Genomic DNA, 18,402 nt, shown 5'->3' on the forward strand with positions numbered 1-18,402 from the left:
GAACCGCCAAGGCGTGTTCAATTTCTTCCTCCCAGGGTGCGCGACCGCCATAGCAGCCAGACGAAATAGGGGGTACCGATGAGCGCCGTCACCAGCCCGGCCGGTATCTGAGCCGGGGCGATGACGGTGCGCCCGAGCGTGTCGGCCAGGCTCACCGCGAGCGCGCCGAGCAGGGCGGCCATCGGCAGGGTACGGCTGTGCCGCGCCCCGACCAGGGCACGTGCCGCGTGCGGGGCGACCAGCCCGACGAAACCGATGACCCCGACCGCCGACACGGCCGTGGAGGTGACCAGTGCGGCCCCGCCGAGCAGGAGCAGCCGCGCCCGTTCCAGCGGCACGCCGAGCACACGTGGGGTGTCGTCGTCGAGGGCGAGCAGGTCCAGCTCGCGCCGCGCGAGGACGGCGACCGGGGTGAAGACCAGCAGGGCCAGTGCGACCGGCACGATCTGTTCCGGGGTGCGCCCGTAGGTCGAGCCCGACAGCCAGGTCAGCGCTTTGCCGGTGTTCCACGGGTCGAAGCCGACGATGAGGAAGGTGATGATGGCGAAGCCGCCCGACCACACCCCGATTCCCATGAGCACCAAGCGATCCGAGCTCAGGCCGCCGCGCCAGGACAGCCCGTAGACGATGGCGAAGGCGATCAGGGCGCCCGTCCCGGCCACGGCCGACATCATCCAGACCCCGGCCAGCGGCACGAGGGTGATCAGCGTGACCGCGCCCACGCCCGCCCCGGCGGTGATGCCGAGCAGACCCGGTTCGGCCAACGGGTTGCGGCACACCGCCTGTACCACGGTTCCGGCGACGGCCAGGGCCGCCCCGGCGAGCATCGCGCCGAACACGCGCGGGTAGCGCTGATCCAGAACGAAGGTGATGGCGCGCCCGGTTCGGCCCTGCAGCCAGTTGACGATGTCCCCGGTCAGCAGCCAGGTGTCGCCGGCGAGCATGCCCAGCACCACGGCCCCGGCCAAGGCGATGGCGCAGCCGGCGATGACGGCGGTGACGAAACGGCCTGAGCGCACGGCGGCGAAGTGCCCGCTGGGGGCGCGCCGGGCCGGTGGGGAGTCGCGATGCCGCCGCGCCAGGGCGATCAGCACTATCGCGCCGAACAGGGTGGTGACTACGCCGGTCGGGATGTCCACGCCCGCTTGCGCGCCAAGGCCGGAGCGCAACAGGATGTCGGCGCCGAGCACGATGGCGATTCCGGCCAGGCCTGACATCGGTACCAGGAAACGATGCTTATGAAGCGCGGGAAGCCAGCGGGCGGCCAACCGCACGATGACCGGCGCGCACAGCCCGACGAAGCCGACCGGCCCGGCCAGCGTCACCGCGCAGGAGGCCAGCAGCACGGCGAGCACAGTGGTCTGCACCCGGGTGCGCCGCACCGACACGCCCATGACTTGAGCGGTATCGTCGCCCAGCGCCAGGATGTCCAGCCTCCGTCCAATCAGGACGACAAGCAGCCCGGCGGCGGCGATGATCGGTGCCAGCTGCCGGACCGCGTTGAGGTCGGTCTGCACCAGCGACCCGTTGCCCCAGGCGAAAAGCCCGATGGTGGCCTGTTCGAAGAGCAGCATGAGCACGGTGGTGACCGAGCCGAGCGCTATCGCGACGGCGGAACCGGCCAGGATCAGCCGGGTCGGCCCGGAGCGCCCGCCGGCCGAGAGCACCATCACCAGCCCGGCCGCGGCGAGCCCGCCCACGAAAGCGAACAGCCCGGAGGACAGCACGGGAACGGTCAGGCCGAAGGCGGCGGCGGTGACCACTGCCAGGTACGCCCCGGCGTTGACCGCGAGGGTGTCCGGGGAGGCCAGCGGATTGCGGGCCAGCGATTGGAATGCCGCGCCCGCGATGCCCAGGGCCAGGCCGACCGCGAGCCCGGCCAGCATGCGCGGCAGGCGGGAGGCGACCAGGATGCGGGCCGCCTCCTCGTTGCCGCTGCCGAAGGCCAGGCCGATCAGGTCGGCGGCGCCGATGCCCGAGGTGCCCTGGGTCAGGTGGACGGCCGCGATCGCGATCACGGCCGCCACGCCTGCGCAGAAGGCGGCGACTGTCCGGCTCAAGCCGTGAACGCCTTGACGATCGCGTCGATGTGCTGGCGGCACGACAGCGGGCCGCCGAAGGTCCAGATCCCGTTGGGCATCTTGTACAGCTGCTTGTTCTTGACGAAGGCCAATGAGTCCCAGATCTGGTTGCCCGCCAGGCCGTTGGCGAAGACGTCGTCTCCGTCCGAGGCGTTGTAGAAGAACCGGATGTCGGAATCCTTGAGCGGGCTCAATCCCTCGACATCGGTGGTGCCCAGGCCCCACGCCGCGTCGACGTCGCCGTTCCAGGCGTTCTTGAGGCCGAGCGCGATCGCGGTCTGCGACACCAGGGCGCCCTGGCCGAACATCCGGATGGAGATGGTGCTGCCTTCCTTCCACCCGTCGGCGACGGCGAAGCCCTTGCCCGCGTGGCCCGCTGCCGCGATCTTCGCCTTGGCGTCGGCAATCGCCTGGTCGAAGTCGGCCAGCGCCCTGCGGGCCTCCTGCGTCTTGCCGACCGCGGTCGCGATCATGTTGAAGTCCTCGCGCATGCGCTCCAGGTTGCGGCTGGCGTCGCTGCCCTTGGTGACGATGACGGGCACGAACTTCTCCAGCTGGCCGATCAGCGGCGAGTCGCGTTCGGCCTCCATCACCACCAGATCCGGTTGCAGGGCCACGATCGAGTCGACGCTGGGCTCGCCGCGGGTGCCGACATCCTTGACGCTCGCGTCGAGTTTGGCCGCGGTCACCCAGGTGCCGTAGCCCTTGGTGTCGGCCACGCCCACCGGCATCACGCCAAGCGTGACAAGCATTTCCGCCTCGCCCCACTCCAGCGCCACCACCTTGCGCCCGGCCGCGGGCAGGGTGACCGCCTTGCCCCGGCTGTCGGTCACGGTGACCGGACCCGAGCTGGCGGCCGGTGTCTCCGACGGGGATTCGGTGGTGCCGCAGGCGCTCATCAGCGCCGCCGCGGCGAAAATGGGCATGGCAAAGCCAAGCATTCGTCTCATGGGGTCTCTTTCCGATTTAGAGGGTCGTGACGAGGGTGTGGGTGTGCCGCCCGATGGGCTGGCAGTGAATCCGGCCGGTGTCAGGGTCGGTGAGGATGTCTATGCGGATGTCGTAGGTCTGGCTCAGATGCTGCGCGGTGAGCACTTCGGCGGGCTTGCCGCTGGCGGCGACCCGTCCCCGGTCAAGCAGGACAACGTGATCGGCGACCGCGGCGGCCTGGTTGAGATCGTGCAACACGACCCCGACCGCCACCCGATGCTCATCGGCCAGATCCCTTATCAGGTCAAGGATCTCCACCTGGTAGCGCAGGTCGAGAAACGTGGTCGGCTCGTCGAGCAGCAGCACCCCGGTGTCCTGAGCCAGACAGGTCGCGAGCCACACCCGTTGCAACTCGCCGCCGGAAAGCTCATCCACCGGCCGGTCCGCCATTTGCTGGGTACCGGTGACAGCCATCGCCCATTGGATAGCCCGCGCCCCATCGGGGTCGCCCGTGCGCCAGCGGCCGCGGTGGGGATGACGGCCGTAGCCGATCACGTCGCGCACGCTCACCCCGGCCGGGGTGGGGCGGCTTTGCGCGAGCAGGGTCACCCGGCGGGCGAAATCCTTTGCGGACAACGCCAACGCGGATGCGCCATCGGCGAGCAACACCTCTCCGCTGCCCGGCCGATGCAGCCGGGCCAGCGCCCGCAGCAATGTCGACTTTCCGCTGCCGTTGGGCCCGATCAGCACCGCGACCTCGCCGCTGCGCAACGCGATGCTCGCGTCGTGCACAACGGGCCGCTGGTGGTAGCTCAGGCTGAGGTCAACCCCCAGCAAGCACGCATCATCCGCCACGCCGTTAGGTTAGCCTAACCTTCTCTGGTGTCAAGTTCGGATCTCTAGTACAATTGTTCGAATGGGGTTTGACAGCCAGCACGACCGGTCCTGGAGCCAGCTGCAGCAGCAGATGGTGGGCCGAGTCGTCGATCCCCTCGCCGAGGCCGACGGTGGCGACGCCCCCGGCTTCAGCCGCAAACGACCGGCCTACGAGCCCGAGCCGCTGGAGCCCGGCCGCAGCGAGATCCCTTACGCAGAGCTGCACTGCCACACCAACTTCAGTTTCCTCGACGGGGCAAGCCATCCCGAGGAGCTGGTCGACGAGGCCTATCGGCTCGGGCTCAACGCCTTGGCCATCACCGACCACAACGGCTTCTACGGGGTGGTGCGCTTCTCCGAGGCGGCCCGCGAGCGGGGCCTGAAAACCATCTTCGGCACCGAGCTGACCCTGACCTCGGGCGAGGTCATCGAGCGGGCCGGCCAGCCCGACCCGGTGGGGGAGCACCTGCTGCTGCTGGCGCGCGGGCCTTCGGGCTACGCCAGGCTTTCCGCCGAGATCGGCAAGGCCCACCTGCGCGGCGGGGAGAAGGGCCGCCCGGTCTACCACCTGGAGGAGCTGGCGCGAGCCCTGCACGGCCATGTGGTCGTGCTGACCGGGTGCCGCAAAGGCCGGGTGCGCCAGGCCTTGGTGAGCGACGGAGTGCAGGCCGCGGCGCAGGAGCTGTCCTATCTGGAGAAGCTGTTCGGCGCGGAGAACGTCTATGTCGAGATTTTCGACCACGGCGACCCGCTCGACGGCGAGCACAATGAGGCCTTGGCCGCCCTGTCGCCAAGGGTGGTGGCCACCAACAACGTGCACTACCACGCGCCCGCGCGGCGGCGTCTGGCCACGGTGACCGCGGCGGTGCGCGCCCGCGCCAGCCTCGACGAGATCGACCCCTATCTTCCCGCTGCGGCCACCGCGCATCTGCGCTCCGGCGACGAAATGGCTGCCCGCCTTGGCATTGAGCCGGTTAGCGCCGCCTACCGGCTGGGCGAGGAGCTCGCCTTCGACCTGCAGCTGATCGCCCCCAAGCTGCCGCCCTACGAAGTGCCGGCCGGGCACACCGAGTCGACCTGGCTGCGCCACCTCACCTATGAGGGTGCGGCCCGCCGCTACGGCCCGCGCACCGCCAGCCCGGTCGCCTTCCTGCAGATCGAGCGGGAGCTGGACATCATTGACGACCTCGGTTTCCCCGGCTATTTCCTTGTCGTGTACGACATCGTGGATTTCTGCTACCGCAACGGCATCTACTGCCAGGGCCGGGGTTCGGCGGCCAACTCGGCGGTCTGCTACGCGCTGCGGATCACCAATGTGGACGCGGTGGAGAACAGGCTGCTGTTCGAGCGGTTCCTGGCCGCGGAAAGAGACGGGCCGCCCGACATCGATGTGGACATCGAGTCCGACCGGCGCGAGGAGGTCATCCAATACGTCTTCAAGAAATACGGCCGTCACCACACCGCGCAGGTGGCCAACGTCATCTCCTACCGCCCCCGCTCCGCGGTGCGAGACGTGGCAAGGGCTTTCGGCTACTCGCCGGGCCAGCAGGACGCGTGGAGCAAACAGATCGACCGCTGGCACGGGGTTTCGGCGCAAGACGTCGACGGCGTGCCCGACCACGTCCTGCACTTCGCCGACGAGTTGCTCAAAGCGCCTAGGCATCTGGGCATCCACTCCGGCGGCATGGTGATCTGCCACGGCCCGGTGATCGAGGTGTGCCCGGTCGAGCACGCCCGCATGCCCAACCGCACCGTGCTGCAGTGGGACAAGGACGACTGCGCCGCCATCAACCTGGTCAAGTTCGACCTGCTCGGGCTCGGCATGCTCTCCGCCCTGCGCTACGCCTACGAGTTCATCGACAACGAGTGGGACCTGGGTAACATGGACTGCAACGATTCCGAGGTCTACGACATGCTCTGCCGCGCCGACACCGTCGGGGTGTTCCAGGTCGAGTCGCGGGCCCAGATGTCGACGCTGCCCCGGCTGCAGCCGCGCGAGTTCTACGACATCGTGGTGGAGGTGGCCCTGATCCGTCCCGGGCCGATCCAGGGCGGCTCGGTGCATCCGTTCATCCGGCGCAAAAACGGGCTCGAAGAAATCACCTACGCCCACCCGCTGATGGTCAACTCCTTGTCGAAAACCAAAGGGGTGCCGCTGTTTCAGGAGCAGATGATGCAGCTGGCCATCGACACGGCCAACTTCACCGCCACCGAGGCCGACCAGCTGCGCCGGGCCATGGGCTCCAAGCGTTCCCCGGAGAAGATGGCCAAGCTGCGCGACCGGCTCTACGAAGGCATGGCCGCCAACGGCATCGGCACCGAGATCGCCGACGACATCTACGGCAAGCTGCTGGCCTTCGCCAACTACGGCTTCCCGGAAAGCCACGCGGTCAGTTTCGCCTACCTCGTCTACGCCAGCGCCTGGCTCAAGCGCTACCACCCGGCCGCTTTCTGCGCCGCTTTGCTTGGCGCGCAGCCGATGGGCTTCTACTCGGTACAGTCGCTTGTGGACGATGCCCGCCGGCACGGGGTCCGGGTCGACCGGGTCGACATCAACCTGTCCGCGGTCAAGGCCACGCTCGAAGGCGACCGCTGGGTCCAGGCCGGCGGGGCCGGGACACCCCCGTCACAGTGGGGGCTGGGTGGGCCTACCGTGCGGCTGGGGCTGGATTCGGTACGCACGATAGGAGAGGACAAGGCCAAACTCATCTTCGAGGAACGCGAGCGCGGCGGCCCCTACCGCGACTTGCCCGACCTCGCCCGCCGCACCGGCCTGCCCGCCACCCAGCTCGAAGCGCTCGCCACCGCCGACGCCTTCGCCTGTTTCGGCCTGACCCGCCGGGAAGCCCTCTGGGCCGCCGGCGCTGCCGCGCAGGACCGCCCCGATCGCCTACCCCACACCATTTCCGGCGCGGTAGCGCCCATCCTGCCCCGCATGGACGAGGTCGACCAGCTCGTGGCCGACGTGTGGGCCACCAGTGTGTCACCCGACAACCATCCGATCCGGATAGTCCGCTCCCAGCTCGACGAGCAGGGCGCGCTGGCCGTCTCCCGGCTGCCCGGAATCCCCGCCGGGGAAAGGATTCTGGTCGGCGGTCTGGTCACCCACAGGCAGCGCCCGGCCACCGCTTCGGGCATCACCTTCCTCAACCTGGAAGACGAGACCGGCATGCTCAACGTCGTCTGCTCGCCAGGCCTGTGGCAGCGCCACCGCAAGGTCGCCCTGACCAGCAGCGCCCTGGTGATAAGGGGAAGGCTGGAAAGCGCCTCCGGCGTGATCGCGCTCGTCGCCGACAAACTGATCCCCCTGAAAATCGCCACCAAACCCGCCTCCCGCGACTTCCGCTGACCCGTGGCAGAAACCTCAGTCTGCAAGTCTGCGGCGGCCACGCTGATGGCGAAGCGAGCCCAGCCACACCGTGACCAGCGGCTCTCCGGCACACTGGTGCTCATGAGCGCGGAATCTGATCCGGCAGCCCTCTATCCCGACATCGCGGTCGAGGGCAGCCTGGCAACAGCGTTGCAGGCTGCTGGGGCGTCGCAGGGTTTGTCGCTGACCGCTTTGTCGTCGGAGTCCGACCCTCTGCGCCATGCCTCGATCGCGAGCACTGCGCCTGGCCGTGAACCACTGATCGTCAGCGGCTGGAGCTGGAAGCGGAGGTGGTCGATCACCGGCTTGGGCAGGGGTCGAAGCTCTGGGCCGAGCCTCATCTTGATCTCCGGCAACACCGACCAACTGGGCGCGATCGCGCAGGTGGCGGCGGCATGGCGCGACGGCATGGCACTCGCCGGGATCGAACAAGTAGCGGGTTTCGTAGAACTGTCCGGACGCTACGAGCCACCCGACGACGACCCGAGACACGTGATTGCCTCGCAGTGGGGCTACCTGCGCCAGGAAGCCCGAGCCGCAAACTGGCCCACGCAAGTGGAACTGATCGAAGCAGCCTACGCGCGGCCCGAGCTGCGCCGGCTTTATGCCTTCACCAGTCACTGGACACTACGGTTCGCCACCGTCCTGCCACCTGAGCGTCCGGAAGTCAGCGACGGTGAAGTCTCGTTGAACACGGTCTGCATCGCGGCGTCCGGCGAGGATGGCTTCACCGTTCGAGCACGGTGGACGGAACTCAAGGACGGCGAACATACTCCCGGCGCGATCATCGCGAACACCAATACGGCGGATGAGGCTGTCTACCTCGCCCTCCGCTCCGCCGCATGCTGGGGCTGACTCTGGATATAGCTCATGTGGTGGTAGCGGTGTAAAGCGTTAGGTAGAAGCCCATCGGCACCTGTTGTCGCCGAGACTGCCCGAGAACCCGATAGGCCACCGTGAGCGTGTCAAATGATGTCGATGACCCCGGGGCTCTTTCGACGTCCGGGAGGGTGATCGTGGCGAAAATCGTCAGCTCTTCACCCTTGCCCACTTTGGCTGCCCCGAACGGTACGGATGCAGAGGACCTGAAGTCCCTGGTGTTCTCATCGACATGAATCATCGTCAGCTGAGCTATCTTGAGGTAGTCCACACCTGTCGTGACATCGGTGATTGTCACTGGCCAAGGGCCGGGGTTGCGGATGGATGCCACAAGACTGACCTGGCCGCCGCGAACGAAGGGCTGGCGCGCCTCGGTCAGCGGCCCCACACTGCGGATCTCGGCGTTGATGGACCCCCAGGAGCTGCCGTTCTCAAGACGGTGGCTGTTGACAGTCCACACATCTGCGCCAGCCAACACCGCGGCAACCACGACCACGGCGAGGACGAGTTTCCGGCGGCGCGTCACAGCGATCGCGGTCATGCGGCGCAGCGTACCTGCGCCTCGCAAAACCCGCTGTCCCACATGGAAGTCCTGCCTCACCGGCGGATGCCGCGCTTTGCGTATGGTGACAGCCATGCACGGGACAGCGGTGGTGGTGGGTGGCGGGATCGGTGGGCTGGCGGCGGCGGTGGCGTTGCGGCGTGCCGGGTGGACGGTCACTGTGCTTGAGCGGGCGCCGCAATTCGGTGAGGTGGGGGCCGGGTTGACGCTGATGAGCAATGCGCTGCGCGGCCTTGAGGCACTGGGGCTGGGGGAGGCGGTGCGCGCGGCCGGGGTCGTCGACGCGCCCGGAGGCACGAGAAGCGTTGATGGGAAATGGATTTCGCGGGTCGACAGCACGCAGATGACGCGGATGCTTGGCATCGCGGCCTTAGGCATCCACCGAGCCACCCTGCACCGGATTCTGGCCGCGGCGCTGCCGCCCGAGTCGCTGGTGACCGACGCGCTGGTGACCGAAGTCGAGCCGGGGCCGGCGCGGGTGCACTATCTGCGCCGGGGGGATCGGGTGACGGCACAGGCGGATCTCGTGGTGGGCGCGGACGGCATCAACAGCGGGGTGCGGGCGCAATGGTGGCCTCAGGCACCGGCTCCCGTTTACCAAGGGTCGACGGCGTGGCGGGCGGTGACCCGGGCGCGCTGGGAAGGCGACCTGGCGATGAGCATCAGCTGGGGGCCGGGCGCCGAATTCGGCATGGTGCCGTTGGGTGACGGCCGCGTCTACTGGTACGGCGCGGTCAATTCCCCGCCGGGGCAACGCAACGCCGACGAGATGGCCGCGGTGCGGCGGCGTTTCGGTTCGTGGCATGAGCCGATCCCGGCGCTGATGGCGGCCACCGATCCGGATGCCTTGCTGCGAAACGATATTTACTATCTGGGTACCGAGTTAGCCACCTACGTCAAGGCAAACGTCGCCCTGCTGGGCGATGCCGCGCACGCGATGACCCCCAACCTCGGCCAGGGCGCGGGGCAGGCCATCGAGGACGCGGTGGTGCTCGGCGTGGCGTGCGCGGGGGCCAAGGACGTGGAGTCGGCATTGGCTTGGTATGACAGTCAACGCCGCCCGCGCAGCCAGTCGGTGGCCAGGGCGGCCAAGATGGTGGGGCGCATCGGCCAGCAGCTGCACAACCCGGTTGCGGTGGCGTTGCGTGACACGCTCATGCGGCTCACGCCGCCGCGGGCCGCGCTGCGCTCCATGGCCCGCTACGCCGATTGGACCCCGCCGACCTGGCCCGGCTGATCCGCCCAGTCTTGCCGCAACGCCAGTCTTGCTCGGCTGATCCACCGTCTTGCCGCGATGCCGGTTTGGCTCGGCTGTTTCGCCCAGTCTTGCCGTGGCGCCGGTCTTGCTCGGCTGATCCACCGGTCTTGCCGTGGTGCCGGCTGGGCTCGGCTGTTTCGCCTGGTCTTGCCGCGATGCCGGCTTGGCTCGGTTCTTCCGCTGGTCTTGCTGCGGCTCCGGCGGTGAAGCCCGGTGGTTTCGGCCAGCGCTGACGCCGTTGTCGACGCTAGCCACGCACGATCCTGCCCGCCACCATGGGCGCATCGGCAAACTATTTCATGTCATTTCAGCCTTTCGGCTGTCAGTAGTAGCGAATCGGTTTTGGTTCCAACCCGCCGAAAAGCCAATTGCCGGGCGCAAACAGGTCATCGCTGAGCATGAACTCGCGTACCGCGGCGAGGAGGTCTTCGACCCCGATGACTCCGTCGGCGTCACGGTCGAGCGCGAGCAACGCGATTTCGGCTTTGTCCCTGGATACGCCAGCCGCGGTTTGCATGGCCAGGAACTCCTCGCGGCTCACCCTGCCGTCGCCGTCGCGGTCGTAGAGCGCCAGCACCGCGTAGGGCATCTGCGCGATCACCTCGTCGAACCCGGTCGAGGTCTTCATCAGCCTGTCCAGGCCCTCGATGAACTCCTGCCGGGTCATCCTGCCCTCTGGATCGATGCCTACCTCGCCGGCGAGGCTGTTCCAGAAGTGCAGATAGGCGTCGTACAGGCTCTGGTCGTGGGTCTTGTCCGCTGCCTGGGTCAGCCGGGTGGCTATGGCTTCGAAGTCGGCGCGGGTCAGGTACCCGTCGTCATCGATATCGAAAAGGTCAAAAGTCTGCCCATGCTTCTCGGCAGCAACCGCGCTAACCATGACAAACCCCCTGCGCGACAGTCTAGCCCGGGGCTAGGCCGCGCGTAGGGGGTTCGAAGGGCGACCGGTCGCTACGCGGGGTCGGGCGCGTAGAACTGCGTCGTGTTGTGCACAGCGGCTTCGACTTCAGCGGCGTCGGCCCCGGCGGCCAGGTGAGCGCCGCCCCAAAGAGTGCTGCTGCGGGTCATGAAGGCCCGCGCCTCGGGCGTGCTCTGCCAGGCGTTGGGATCGCCGACACTCTGGCCCTGGAAGTGCAGGCCGAGGCCGAGCAGGGTGAGGTCCCAGCCGACGCCGACCGCGCCGGGCCCGAACTGGCCCCACATATTGGGGTCGACGGTGGCCGCGTGTTCAAGCTCCAGATGGGTTTCCTCGTCGCCCTTGGTGGACAGGCGCACCGAAACCTCGTTGATGTCCGACTCAGCCGGCACGCCCATCACCCAAGTGATCTTCAGCAGGGTGGGTGCTTCGCAGACCAGGATTTCGCCGCCCGCGTTGCCTTCGATCTGATACTTGCCGCCGACGCGGAAGTCTCCGCTGACCGGAAGGAACCAGCGCTTGAGGCGCTCAGGATCGGTGAGGGCCTCCCAGACGTCCTCGATCTCCGCGTCATAGGTGCGGCTCAGGGTGATCGTGCGCGCCTCGCCGGCCACCCCTGTCCTGCGATCAATGAGGTCAAGATGGTTGGTGAAATCAGACATGGGCCGAGTATCTCAGCCGCAGCTTATATAAGTCAAACCTGATACTGTCTTCCCGGGGCGGGCACGATACCCTGCGGCGGTGAGCGACCCCCGAACCGAGCCGCTTCCACCCGCCGCCGACCCCTGGGAGGGCCGGGCCTCGGTGCCCAGCGGCGCGGGCATGCCACCCACCGGCGTCATGCCGCAGGTCATCTTCGTCGAAGTCGCGCGCAAACGGCGCTGGCCGTGGGTGCTTGGCATCTTCGGCCTGCTGAGCCTGATCTGCTGCGGCCTATGCGCTTTCGCCACCATCCCGGTGTGGGAGCAGTACCCGTCAAAGATTTCGCCTATGCCGCAAGACGTGGCCGGCCTGCAGCGGGACAAGAACGGCGCCGTGCGGCTGATCGCGCTGGCCGCGGCCGACCGGATCCGGCTGGAGTGGAACATCGACGACGCGTTCGCCGACAACTTCGTCGACCCGAAGTCGGCCCAGCGCAACATCATCACCTTCGGGGCCACCCTGCTGGTGTGGAATCCGGGCGGCGATCTCGACAACGCCATCAAGGGTCAAGGCAAGAGCCTCACCAACGTCACGCCGTTCCCCGCGGGCCGGATGGGCGGATACCTCAAGTGCGCCAACGGCCAGGACGACAAGGGCGTGCCGATCGTCATCTGCGCCTGGATCGACCACGGCAGCATGGGCATGAGCCTGTGCTACGGCCAGCGGCCGATGCCCGAGTGCGCCGCATTCCTGCGAACCTTGCGCGAAGCCATCATCGTCCGTCCCTAGGCCACTCGCCCAGAAACATGCGGCAAGAGCATGCACTAACGTTAGGGCTGTGCGGCTGGTCGGTTGCGCGCTGGCGTGGCTGGCCCTCACCCTCGGGGTGGCGCTCAAGCTGCCCTTCCTGATGCAACTCGACGTCGATGCCCGGCAAGCCTTGCGGGTGCCCGGGTTCGTGGCGTCCTCGCGTGTGCTGACCAACGCCGGTGATCCGCTGGTGATGCTCGCGCTGGCCCTGTGCCTGCTCGCCGTGCTGGTGTCGTGGCGCGAATGGGAGAAGGCGAAGCTGGTCGCCGGGGCGTTTCTGGCGGTGGCCCTGTTCCGGTGGGGCGTGCTGTGGCTGGTGGAGCGCGGCCGGCCCGCCGATGCCGACGCCGATGCGCTCGGCTGGTCCTACCCGTCGGGGCACACCGCCTACAGCCTCACCGCCGCCATGCTGCTCTACCTGTTGGTAACGCCCACGCTGCGTCAAACGTGGCAGCACACCGCGTTACTGGTGGTGGTGGTCGCTTGGCCGACGACCGTTGCCCTGACCCGGGTTCAGCTCGGCGTACATTGGCCCATCGATGTTCTCGCGGGCTGGCTGCTGCCGCTGATCATTGTCCCGACGGTGGTAAATATCGCCAACTTTGAGGCCCGCCGCTAGGCTGCGCGATGTGAAAAGGTGGCTGCGGCCCGCCGGCTTCGTCCTTGCCGGGCTGTTCTTGTTGATGCCGTTCATCGCGGTGTCGTGTGACACCCCGGGCGGCTACGGCCGGGCCGCGCCCGGCGGCACCACCACCTACACCGGCACCGATCTCATTACGGGCGGCTCCCCCGACGTCACCGCGGACAAGGTGCGCGAGGGCGTGGATGAGAAGCTCGATCCGCAGCCGCTGGCCATGGCCGTCGCGCTGCTCATCCTCGCCGGGGCGGTGATCGCCCTGATCTTCGAGCACCAGCTGCTGCGCCGCGCCATCGGCACCGCGGTCGCCGGCGCGGCCGCGATCTTCCTGATCGCCAACCAGCTGACCGTCCAGTCGCTACTGCGATCCCGGCTGCGCGAGCAGATCACCGAGCCGGTGCCGCCGGACAAGCAGATCAGCGATTTCGTCCAGAACCAGAGCGGGTTCTGGCTTTGCCTGAGCACCCTGGTGGTACTGGTCATGCTCAACGGGATCGGCTGGCTGCGCTCAGCTACGCGTGAGTAGCATCGGGCTCGTGGATCTCTTGGAGCGGATGGGCATCATCATCAAGGAAGCGACGCCGGAGCGTGTGGTCGCCACCATGCCGGTGGAGGGCAACACGCAGCCGTTCGGGCTGCTGCACGGCGGGGCTTCGTGTGTGCTCGCCGAAACGCTCGGCTCGGTCGGCGCGTCCTTGCATGGCCAGAGCATCGGACGCCCCAAAGCGGTCGGCATCGACATCTCCGCCACCCACCATCGCGCGGTCACCGAAGGCACCGTCACCGGCGTGGCTACACCGCTACATCTGGGCGGAACGGTCGCCAGCTATGAGATCGTCATCTCTGACGAAGAGGGAAACCGGGTCTGTACGGCACGGCTGACCTGCCTTATCCGAAAGTAGCCCCGATGTTTGTCTCCGGACTGGACTGCCCACGCTGCGGCGCCCAACACGACGCCGCCAAGCCGCAGAACCTTTGCGACTGCGGCTCGCCGCTGCTGACACGATATGACCTGGGCGCGGTCCACAACGCCGTCACCCAGGCCGAGATCGCCACCCGCCCGGCCGACCTGTGGCGCTATCGCGAGCTGCTGCCGGTCGTGGCGATGGACAACCAGACCAGCCTCGGCGAGGGCTGGACTCCGATGTGGCCGGCCGAGGCTTACGGCAAGGCCATCGGCCTGTCCAATCTGCTCCTCAAGGACGAGGGCCTGATCCCGACCGGGTCGTTCAAGGCGCGCGGCGCAGCGGTCGGCGTGTCGCGGGCCAAGGAGCTCGGCGCAAGGCACGTGGCCATGCCCACCAACGGAAACGCCGGTGCCGCCTGGGCGACCTACGCCGCCCGCGCCGGGCTGCGGTGCACCATCGCCATGCCCTACGCCGCGCCGGAGATCTGCCGCCAGGAGATAGTCGCCGCCGGAGCCGAGCTGCACCTGGTCGACGGGCTCATCAGCGACGCCGGCAAGCTGATCGCGAAGCTGATCGCCGAGTCGCAGGGCGAGATCTTCGACGCCTCGACGCTGAAGGAGCCCTACCGCCTCGAGGGTAAAAAGACGATGGGCCTGGAAATCGCCGAGCAGCTCGGCTGGCGCACCCCCGACGTCATCATCTATCCCACCGGCGGGGGAGTGGGGCTGATCGGCATCTGGAAAGCGTTCGAGGAGCTGCGCGAGCTCGGCTGGATCACCGGCCGGATGCCGCGCCTGGTCGCGGCGCAGTCCAGCGGCTGCGCGCCGATCGTGCAAGCTTTCTCGCGCGGCGAAAAGCAGGCCCAGCCATGGCCCGATGCGCAGACCGTCGCGTTCGGCATCACCGTGCCTGCCCCGCTTGGCGACGAGCTGATCCTCAATTCGCTATTTGCCAGTGGGGGTACGGCGATAGCCGTCGACGACTCGGAAATCCTCGAAGACCTGGCCGAATTCGGCCGCCGCGAAGGCCTGCTGCTGTGCCCGGAGGGCGCGGCCTGCCTCAGCGCCGCCCGCAAGCTGCGCGCCAGCGGATGGCTGGCCGCCGACGAGGAGATCGTCGTGCTCAACACCGGTTCGGGCCTGAAGTACCCGGGCACGATTCAGCTGTAGGCGATCGCCGGGCATGCCCGGCCGGGGCGGCGTGTTGTCGGTGGCATGACAACCGAGCGAGAGGCGCTGGACGCCTACAGCCAGGTCGTCACCTCGGTCGCGGCCAAAGTGCTGCCGAGTGTGGCGGCCCTTGCCGTGCGCACGCCGCGGGGCGGGGGAGCGGGCTCCGCGGTCACCTTCACCGACGACGGTTTCCTGCTCACCAGCGCCCATGTGGTCACCGGCGCGGGTGGTGGCACGGCCACCTTCGCCGACGGGGTCGAGTCGCGCTTTGACGTGGTGGGCGCCGACCCGCTCTCCGATCTGGCTGTGCTTCGGGTGCTGGCGGCTTCCGTACCCAAAGCAGAGCTTGGCGATGCCGACAAACTGCGCGTTGGCCAGATGGTGGTGGCCGTCGGCAATCCCATGGGGCTGGCCGGTTCGGTGACCGCGGGGGTCGTGTCGGCGCTGGGCCGTTCGCTGCCCACCCGCGACGGTCGCCGGGTACGCCTCATCGACGACGTCATCCAGACCGATGCCGCCCTCAACCCCGGCAACTCCGGCGGCGCGCTGGCCGATTCGCTGGGCCGCGTCATCGGCGTGAACACCGCGATCGCCGGCTACGGCCTGGGCCTGGCCGTGCCCATCAACTCCACCACCCGTCAGATCATCAGTGAGCTGATCTCGACGGGCCGGGTCAGGCGCGCCTGGCTCGGGGTCGCCGGAGTGCCGATCCCGCTGCCGCCGCAGATAGCCGCAAAAGTGGGCCACCGCAACGGATTACGGGTGGTGGAGGTGGTGCCGGGCAGTCCGGCCGGCCTGGCCGGGGTCTACCTGGGCGACGTGTTCCTCAACGCCGGCGGGCAGCCGGTCCAGAGCGTGCAAGCGTTGCAGCGGCTCATGCTCGGCCCCGCCATCGGCTCCCGGCTTCCGGTCACCCTGCTGCGCCGCGGCGCCCTCGTCGACGTCGTGATCACCCCCACCGAGCTGGCGTAGTTTGCGGAAAGCCCGTGGGGGTAAGGGTTTGACGGTGAACACACGCAACGAGACCGATCTGGAAAGCTGGGACCGCCGCCTCATCGAGCTGCTGCAGGAGATCCGGGTGGCGCAGACCGGCGGCCAGATCCTGTTCGCCTTCCTGCTGACGCTGCCTTTCTCGGCCCGCTTCGGCGAGGTGAACAGCCTGGAGCAGACCGTCTACGTGATGACGCTGTGCTTCGCCGCCACCTCGATGGCGCTGCTGATCGCGCCGGTGGCCTACCACCGTCAGGTGTTCCGGCAAGGGCTCAAACCCCGCCTGGTGCAGACGGCCTCGGTGCTGGCGCAGGCGGGCCTGGTGGCGCTGCTGCTGGCCATCACCGGAGCCGTGTTCCTCGCGCTCGACGTCGTCGCCGGCCTGACCTGGGCCGCCGTTCTGGCCGGGGTCCTGGCCGGAATCTATGTCCTGCTCTGGTACGTGCTGCCGGTCTTCGACGCGCTGCGCCACAGCCCGAAAAGCGCCAGCGCTGCCGCCGCCACCAGCGGGCCGCCGTCGCGGACCAGGCCATCGACGCCCAGCAGCAGCCAGCACAGCGGAAGATGAATCACTAGCACCATCGCGGTCAGCCAGACCAGACCTGTTCTGGCCCAAGGCTTCTGGCGCATCAGGAAGCCGGTCACCACCAGCATCGCGTAGCTGACCACCAAAGCCGCCAGGAACCACATCCCGATCACCGGGCCCGACGCCAGATCGCCATCGAACACCAGCCCGAACGCCACCACACAGGCCACCAGCATCAGCGGGCTGTAGCTCAGCGCCGCCACCCGGGTGGTCAGCAGCCAACCCGGGGCGGGCGGACGCTTGGACCGCACCGGACCCCAGTCGATCCCCTTGCGCGTGAACACGATTCCCTTGCGCGGCTGGGTGAGGAAACCCACGACAGCCGGGGAGTGGTACATCAGCACGAGCACCGCGCCGCACAGCGCCGCCACCGCGGTGAAACCCACCAGCCCCCACAGACTCGGCGGACCCTGACGCGGGACCACCAGCCTCGCCAGCGCGAACAGCGACGTCACCGACAGGATCACCGCCAGCGGCGGGGCGCTGGCCCGGCCCCGGCGCACCTGCCAGATCAGGACCAGGAAACCCAACGTGCGCAACAGCGCCCAGGTGGTGCGTACAAACAGCGCGTATCCGGCCTCCTCGGCCAGCCACCAGTTGAGCGCCTCCACCGCCGCCGTGGCCAGGGCGGTCAGTGCCAGCAGCACCACCAGCACCCTGATCACGCGCGGCGTCATCCCGACATCACCAGCCCGACCGCCCACGTCGCCGCCACAATCAGCGCCGCCGCCAGCTCGATCATGATCGCTATTCCGACCGCTTTGAGCGCCGCCTTCGTCGACGCCCACGCCGCCCTGGCATCCCCATGCCGGGTCTGCTCGGCCAGATAGATGCCCAACACGAACCCGGCCACCAGCCCGACTATCGGCACCACGAAGAACCCGACCAGACCCAGCAGCCCGCCGAAGATGATCGACCGTTTCGGTACCCCGGAATCCTGCAGCCTTTTGCCTGGTACCGCGTACTTGGCCAGCCAGCCCGCCAGCGCGATCGTCGTGGCCACCGCGAACACCGGCCACCTGTCCCACGCCGTGCCGTCGGCGAAAATCGCCCAAGCGAGCACACTTAGCCAACACAGCAGCAGTCCCGGCAGCACCGGCACCACCACCCCGCAGATCCCGATGAACATCACCAGGCCGCAGATCACCGTTATGGAAGTATTCGTATCGGTAAGGTCCATGACCCTCAGTTTCTGAAGCCGATTAGCCTTCGGTGCATCACGTGCAGTCCTACATACCCCTTAGTCGGATGCTGAAATGCCTCCGGCACCGTGGTCAGGATCTCGAATCCCACCGACTGCCACAACCCCACCGCGTTGGTATTCGTCTCCACCACCGCGTTGAACTGCATCGCCCTGTACCCGTCCACCCGGGCCGCCTCCAGCACCCGGTTCACCAGAGCCCGGCCGATCCCCTTCCCCTCATGCTCCGGGTCGACCATGAACCCGGCATTGGCCACATGAGCCCCCGGCCCCGCCTGATTCCGATGAATCTCGGCCGTCCCCACCACCTTCCCGGCGGCATCCACCGCCACCAGCGTCCGGCCCGGCGGCTTGTGGAACCAGGTCGCCCTGGCATCCTCCTCCGCGATATCCGGATCCCACGTAAACGTCTCGCCCGCTTTCAAAATTGGCTGCATAAACCGCCAGACAGCGGGCCAATCCTCCGGAAGCGCATTTCTGATCAGCACGGCCTTAGAATGCCACAGACGTGCCCCAGCCCACCCTCCTAGGACGCCCTACAGGATGTGCCCGGCGGGGCGGAAAACACCCTCTCGCGTCGATGC

The 18,402-nt window shown here is 68.1% G+C and carries 18 protein-coding genes and 1 pseudogene; 10 read left to right on the forward strand and 9 right to left on the reverse strand.

The window, feature by feature from the left end; translation table 11 throughout:
- Window positions 1-17: 17 nt before the first annotated feature.
- From Rhe02_RS07105 to Rhe02_RS07115, 3 genes are read right to left on the reverse strand one after another with little or no spacing between them, the layout of a single operon-like run.
- Window positions 18-2,060: an iron ABC transporter permease gene (locus Rhe02_RS07105; protein WP_239123494.1), complete on the reverse strand. Its 2,043-nt coding sequence runs from the start codon at window positions 2,058-2,060 to the stop codon at window positions 18-20.
- Entirely contained in the window at window positions 2,057-3,031 is a 975-nt protein-coding gene (locus tag Rhe02_RS07110; protein ID WP_239123496.1) for an ABC transporter substrate-binding protein, read from the reverse strand. The genes Rhe02_RS07105 and Rhe02_RS07110 overlap by 4 nt, the downstream gene beginning before the upstream one ends.
- Window positions 3,032-3,047: 16 nt before the next feature.
- Window positions 3,048-3,866 carry an ABC transporter ATP-binding protein gene (locus Rhe02_RS07115; protein WP_203907281.1) on the reverse strand — a complete coding sequence of 273 codons (819 nt, stop codon included), beginning with the start codon at window positions 3,864-3,866 and terminating at the stop codon, window positions 3,048-3,050.
- Between the two features lie 61 nt (window positions 3,867-3,927).
- Between Rhe02_RS07115 and Rhe02_RS07120 the strand changes: the two genes are divergently transcribed.
- Both Rhe02_RS07120 and Rhe02_RS07125 read left to right on the forward strand, forming a co-directional pair.
- Window positions 3,928-7,236 (forward strand): error-prone DNA polymerase, encoded by a 3,309-nt coding sequence (locus tag Rhe02_RS07120; RefSeq protein ID WP_203907282.1) that lies wholly within the window; start codon window positions 3,928-3,930, stop codon window positions 7,234-7,236.
- Between the two features lie 102 nt (window positions 7,237-7,338).
- On the forward strand, window positions 7,339-8,112 hold the full coding sequence (locus tag Rhe02_RS07125; protein WP_239123520.1) for a DUF6193 family natural product biosynthesis protein: 774 nt from the start codon (window positions 7,339-7,341) through the stop codon (window positions 8,110-8,112).
- A 13-nt stretch (window positions 8,113-8,125) separates the two neighbouring features.
- On the opposite strand, the gene Rhe02_RS07130 is transcribed toward Rhe02_RS07125, so the two are convergent.
- A complete protein-coding gene (locus Rhe02_RS07130; protein WP_203907284.1) occupies window positions 8,126-8,677 on the reverse strand; it encodes a hypothetical protein in 552 nt (183 codons plus the stop codon).
- Window positions 8,678-8,771: 94 nt separating this feature from the next.
- On the opposite strand from Rhe02_RS07130, the gene Rhe02_RS07135 reads away from it, so the two are divergent.
- Window positions 8,772-9,935, forward strand: a complete 1,164-nt coding sequence (locus Rhe02_RS07135; RefSeq protein WP_203907285.1) for an FAD-dependent monooxygenase — start codon at window positions 8,772-8,774, stop codon at window positions 9,933-9,935.
- Window positions 9,936-10,278: 343 nt separating this feature from the next.
- Here Rhe02_RS07135 and Rhe02_RS07140 read toward each other — a convergent pair whose 3' ends face one another.
- Together Rhe02_RS07140 and Rhe02_RS07145 are read right to left on the reverse strand one after the other, a co-directional pair.
- On the reverse strand, window positions 10,279-10,836 hold the full coding sequence (locus Rhe02_RS07140; protein WP_203907286.1) for an EF-hand domain-containing protein: 558 nt from the start codon (window positions 10,834-10,836) through the stop codon (window positions 10,279-10,281).
- A 71-nt stretch (window positions 10,837-10,907) separates the two neighbouring features.
- On the reverse strand, window positions 10,908-11,534 hold the full coding sequence (locus Rhe02_RS07145) for an SRPBCC family protein (protein ID WP_203907287.1): 627 nt from the start codon (window positions 11,532-11,534) through the stop codon (window positions 10,908-10,910).
- 79 nt (window positions 11,535-11,613) lie between these two features.
- Between Rhe02_RS07145 and Rhe02_RS07150 the strand changes: the two genes are divergently transcribed.
- The 7 genes and pseudogenes from Rhe02_RS07150 to Rhe02_RS49685 all read left to right on the forward strand — a co-directional run.
- Window positions 11,614-12,303 (forward strand): hypothetical protein, encoded by a 690-nt coding sequence (locus Rhe02_RS07150; protein ID WP_203907288.1) that lies wholly within the window; start codon window positions 11,614-11,616, stop codon window positions 12,301-12,303.
- Window positions 12,304-12,352: 49 nt separating this feature from the next.
- The gene (locus Rhe02_RS07155) at window positions 12,353-12,943 is read left to right on the forward strand and encodes a phosphatase PAP2 family protein (protein WP_203907289.1); all 591 of its coding nucleotides are present in this window, start codon (window positions 12,353-12,355) and stop codon (window positions 12,941-12,943) included.
- 10 nt (window positions 12,944-12,953) lie between these two features.
- Window positions 12,954-13,487: a hypothetical protein gene (locus Rhe02_RS07160; RefSeq protein WP_203907290.1), complete on the forward strand. Its 534-nt coding sequence runs from the start codon at window positions 12,954-12,956 to the stop codon at window positions 13,485-13,487.
- Between the two features lie 10 nt (window positions 13,488-13,497).
- Complete coding sequence (locus Rhe02_RS07165) at window positions 13,498-13,863, forward strand: hotdog fold thioesterase (protein WP_239123499.1); 366 nt, start codon at window positions 13,498-13,500, stop codon at window positions 13,861-13,863.
- 5 nt (window positions 13,864-13,868) lie between these two features.
- Window positions 13,869-15,038 carry a threonine synthase gene (locus Rhe02_RS07170; protein WP_203907291.1) on the forward strand — a complete coding sequence of 390 codons (1,170 nt, stop codon included), beginning with the start codon at window positions 13,869-13,871 and terminating at the stop codon, window positions 15,036-15,038.
- Window positions 15,039-15,083: 45 nt separating this feature from the next.
- Window positions 15,084-16,013 carry a S1C family serine protease gene (locus Rhe02_RS07175; RefSeq protein WP_203907292.1) on the forward strand — a complete coding sequence of 310 codons (930 nt, stop codon included), beginning with the start codon at window positions 15,084-15,086 and terminating at the stop codon, window positions 16,011-16,013.
- A 106-nt stretch (window positions 16,014-16,119) separates the two neighbouring features.
- Window positions 16,120-16,422, forward strand: a pseudogene (locus Rhe02_RS49685) (DUF6328 family protein); the annotation flags it as partial.
- Between the two features lie 32 nt (window positions 16,423-16,454).
- Here Rhe02_RS49685 and Rhe02_RS07180 read toward each other — a convergent pair.
- The 3 genes from Rhe02_RS07180 to Rhe02_RS07190 are packed head-to-tail and all read right to left on the reverse strand — an operon-like array spanning window position 16,455 to window position 18,306.
- Window positions 16,455-17,294: a hypothetical protein gene (locus Rhe02_RS07180; protein ID WP_203907293.1), complete on the reverse strand. Its 840-nt coding sequence runs from the start codon at window positions 17,292-17,294 to the stop codon at window positions 16,455-16,457.
- On the reverse strand, window positions 17,291-17,797 hold the full coding sequence (locus tag Rhe02_RS07185) for a DUF456 domain-containing protein (protein WP_203907294.1): 507 nt from the start codon (window positions 17,795-17,797) through the stop codon (window positions 17,291-17,293). The genes Rhe02_RS07180 and Rhe02_RS07185 overlap by 4 nt, the downstream gene beginning before the upstream one ends.
- 5 nt (window positions 17,798-17,802) lie before the next feature.
- A complete protein-coding gene (locus tag Rhe02_RS07190; RefSeq protein WP_203907295.1) occupies window positions 17,803-18,306 on the reverse strand; it encodes a GNAT family N-acetyltransferase in 504 nt (167 codons plus the stop codon).
- Window positions 18,307-18,402: the final 96 nt, after the last annotated feature.

This window comes from Rhizocola hellebori, from assembly GCF_016862955.1.
Taxonomy (GTDB): Bacteria; Actinomycetota; Actinomycetes; order Mycobacteriales; family Micromonosporaceae; genus Rhizocola; species Rhizocola hellebori.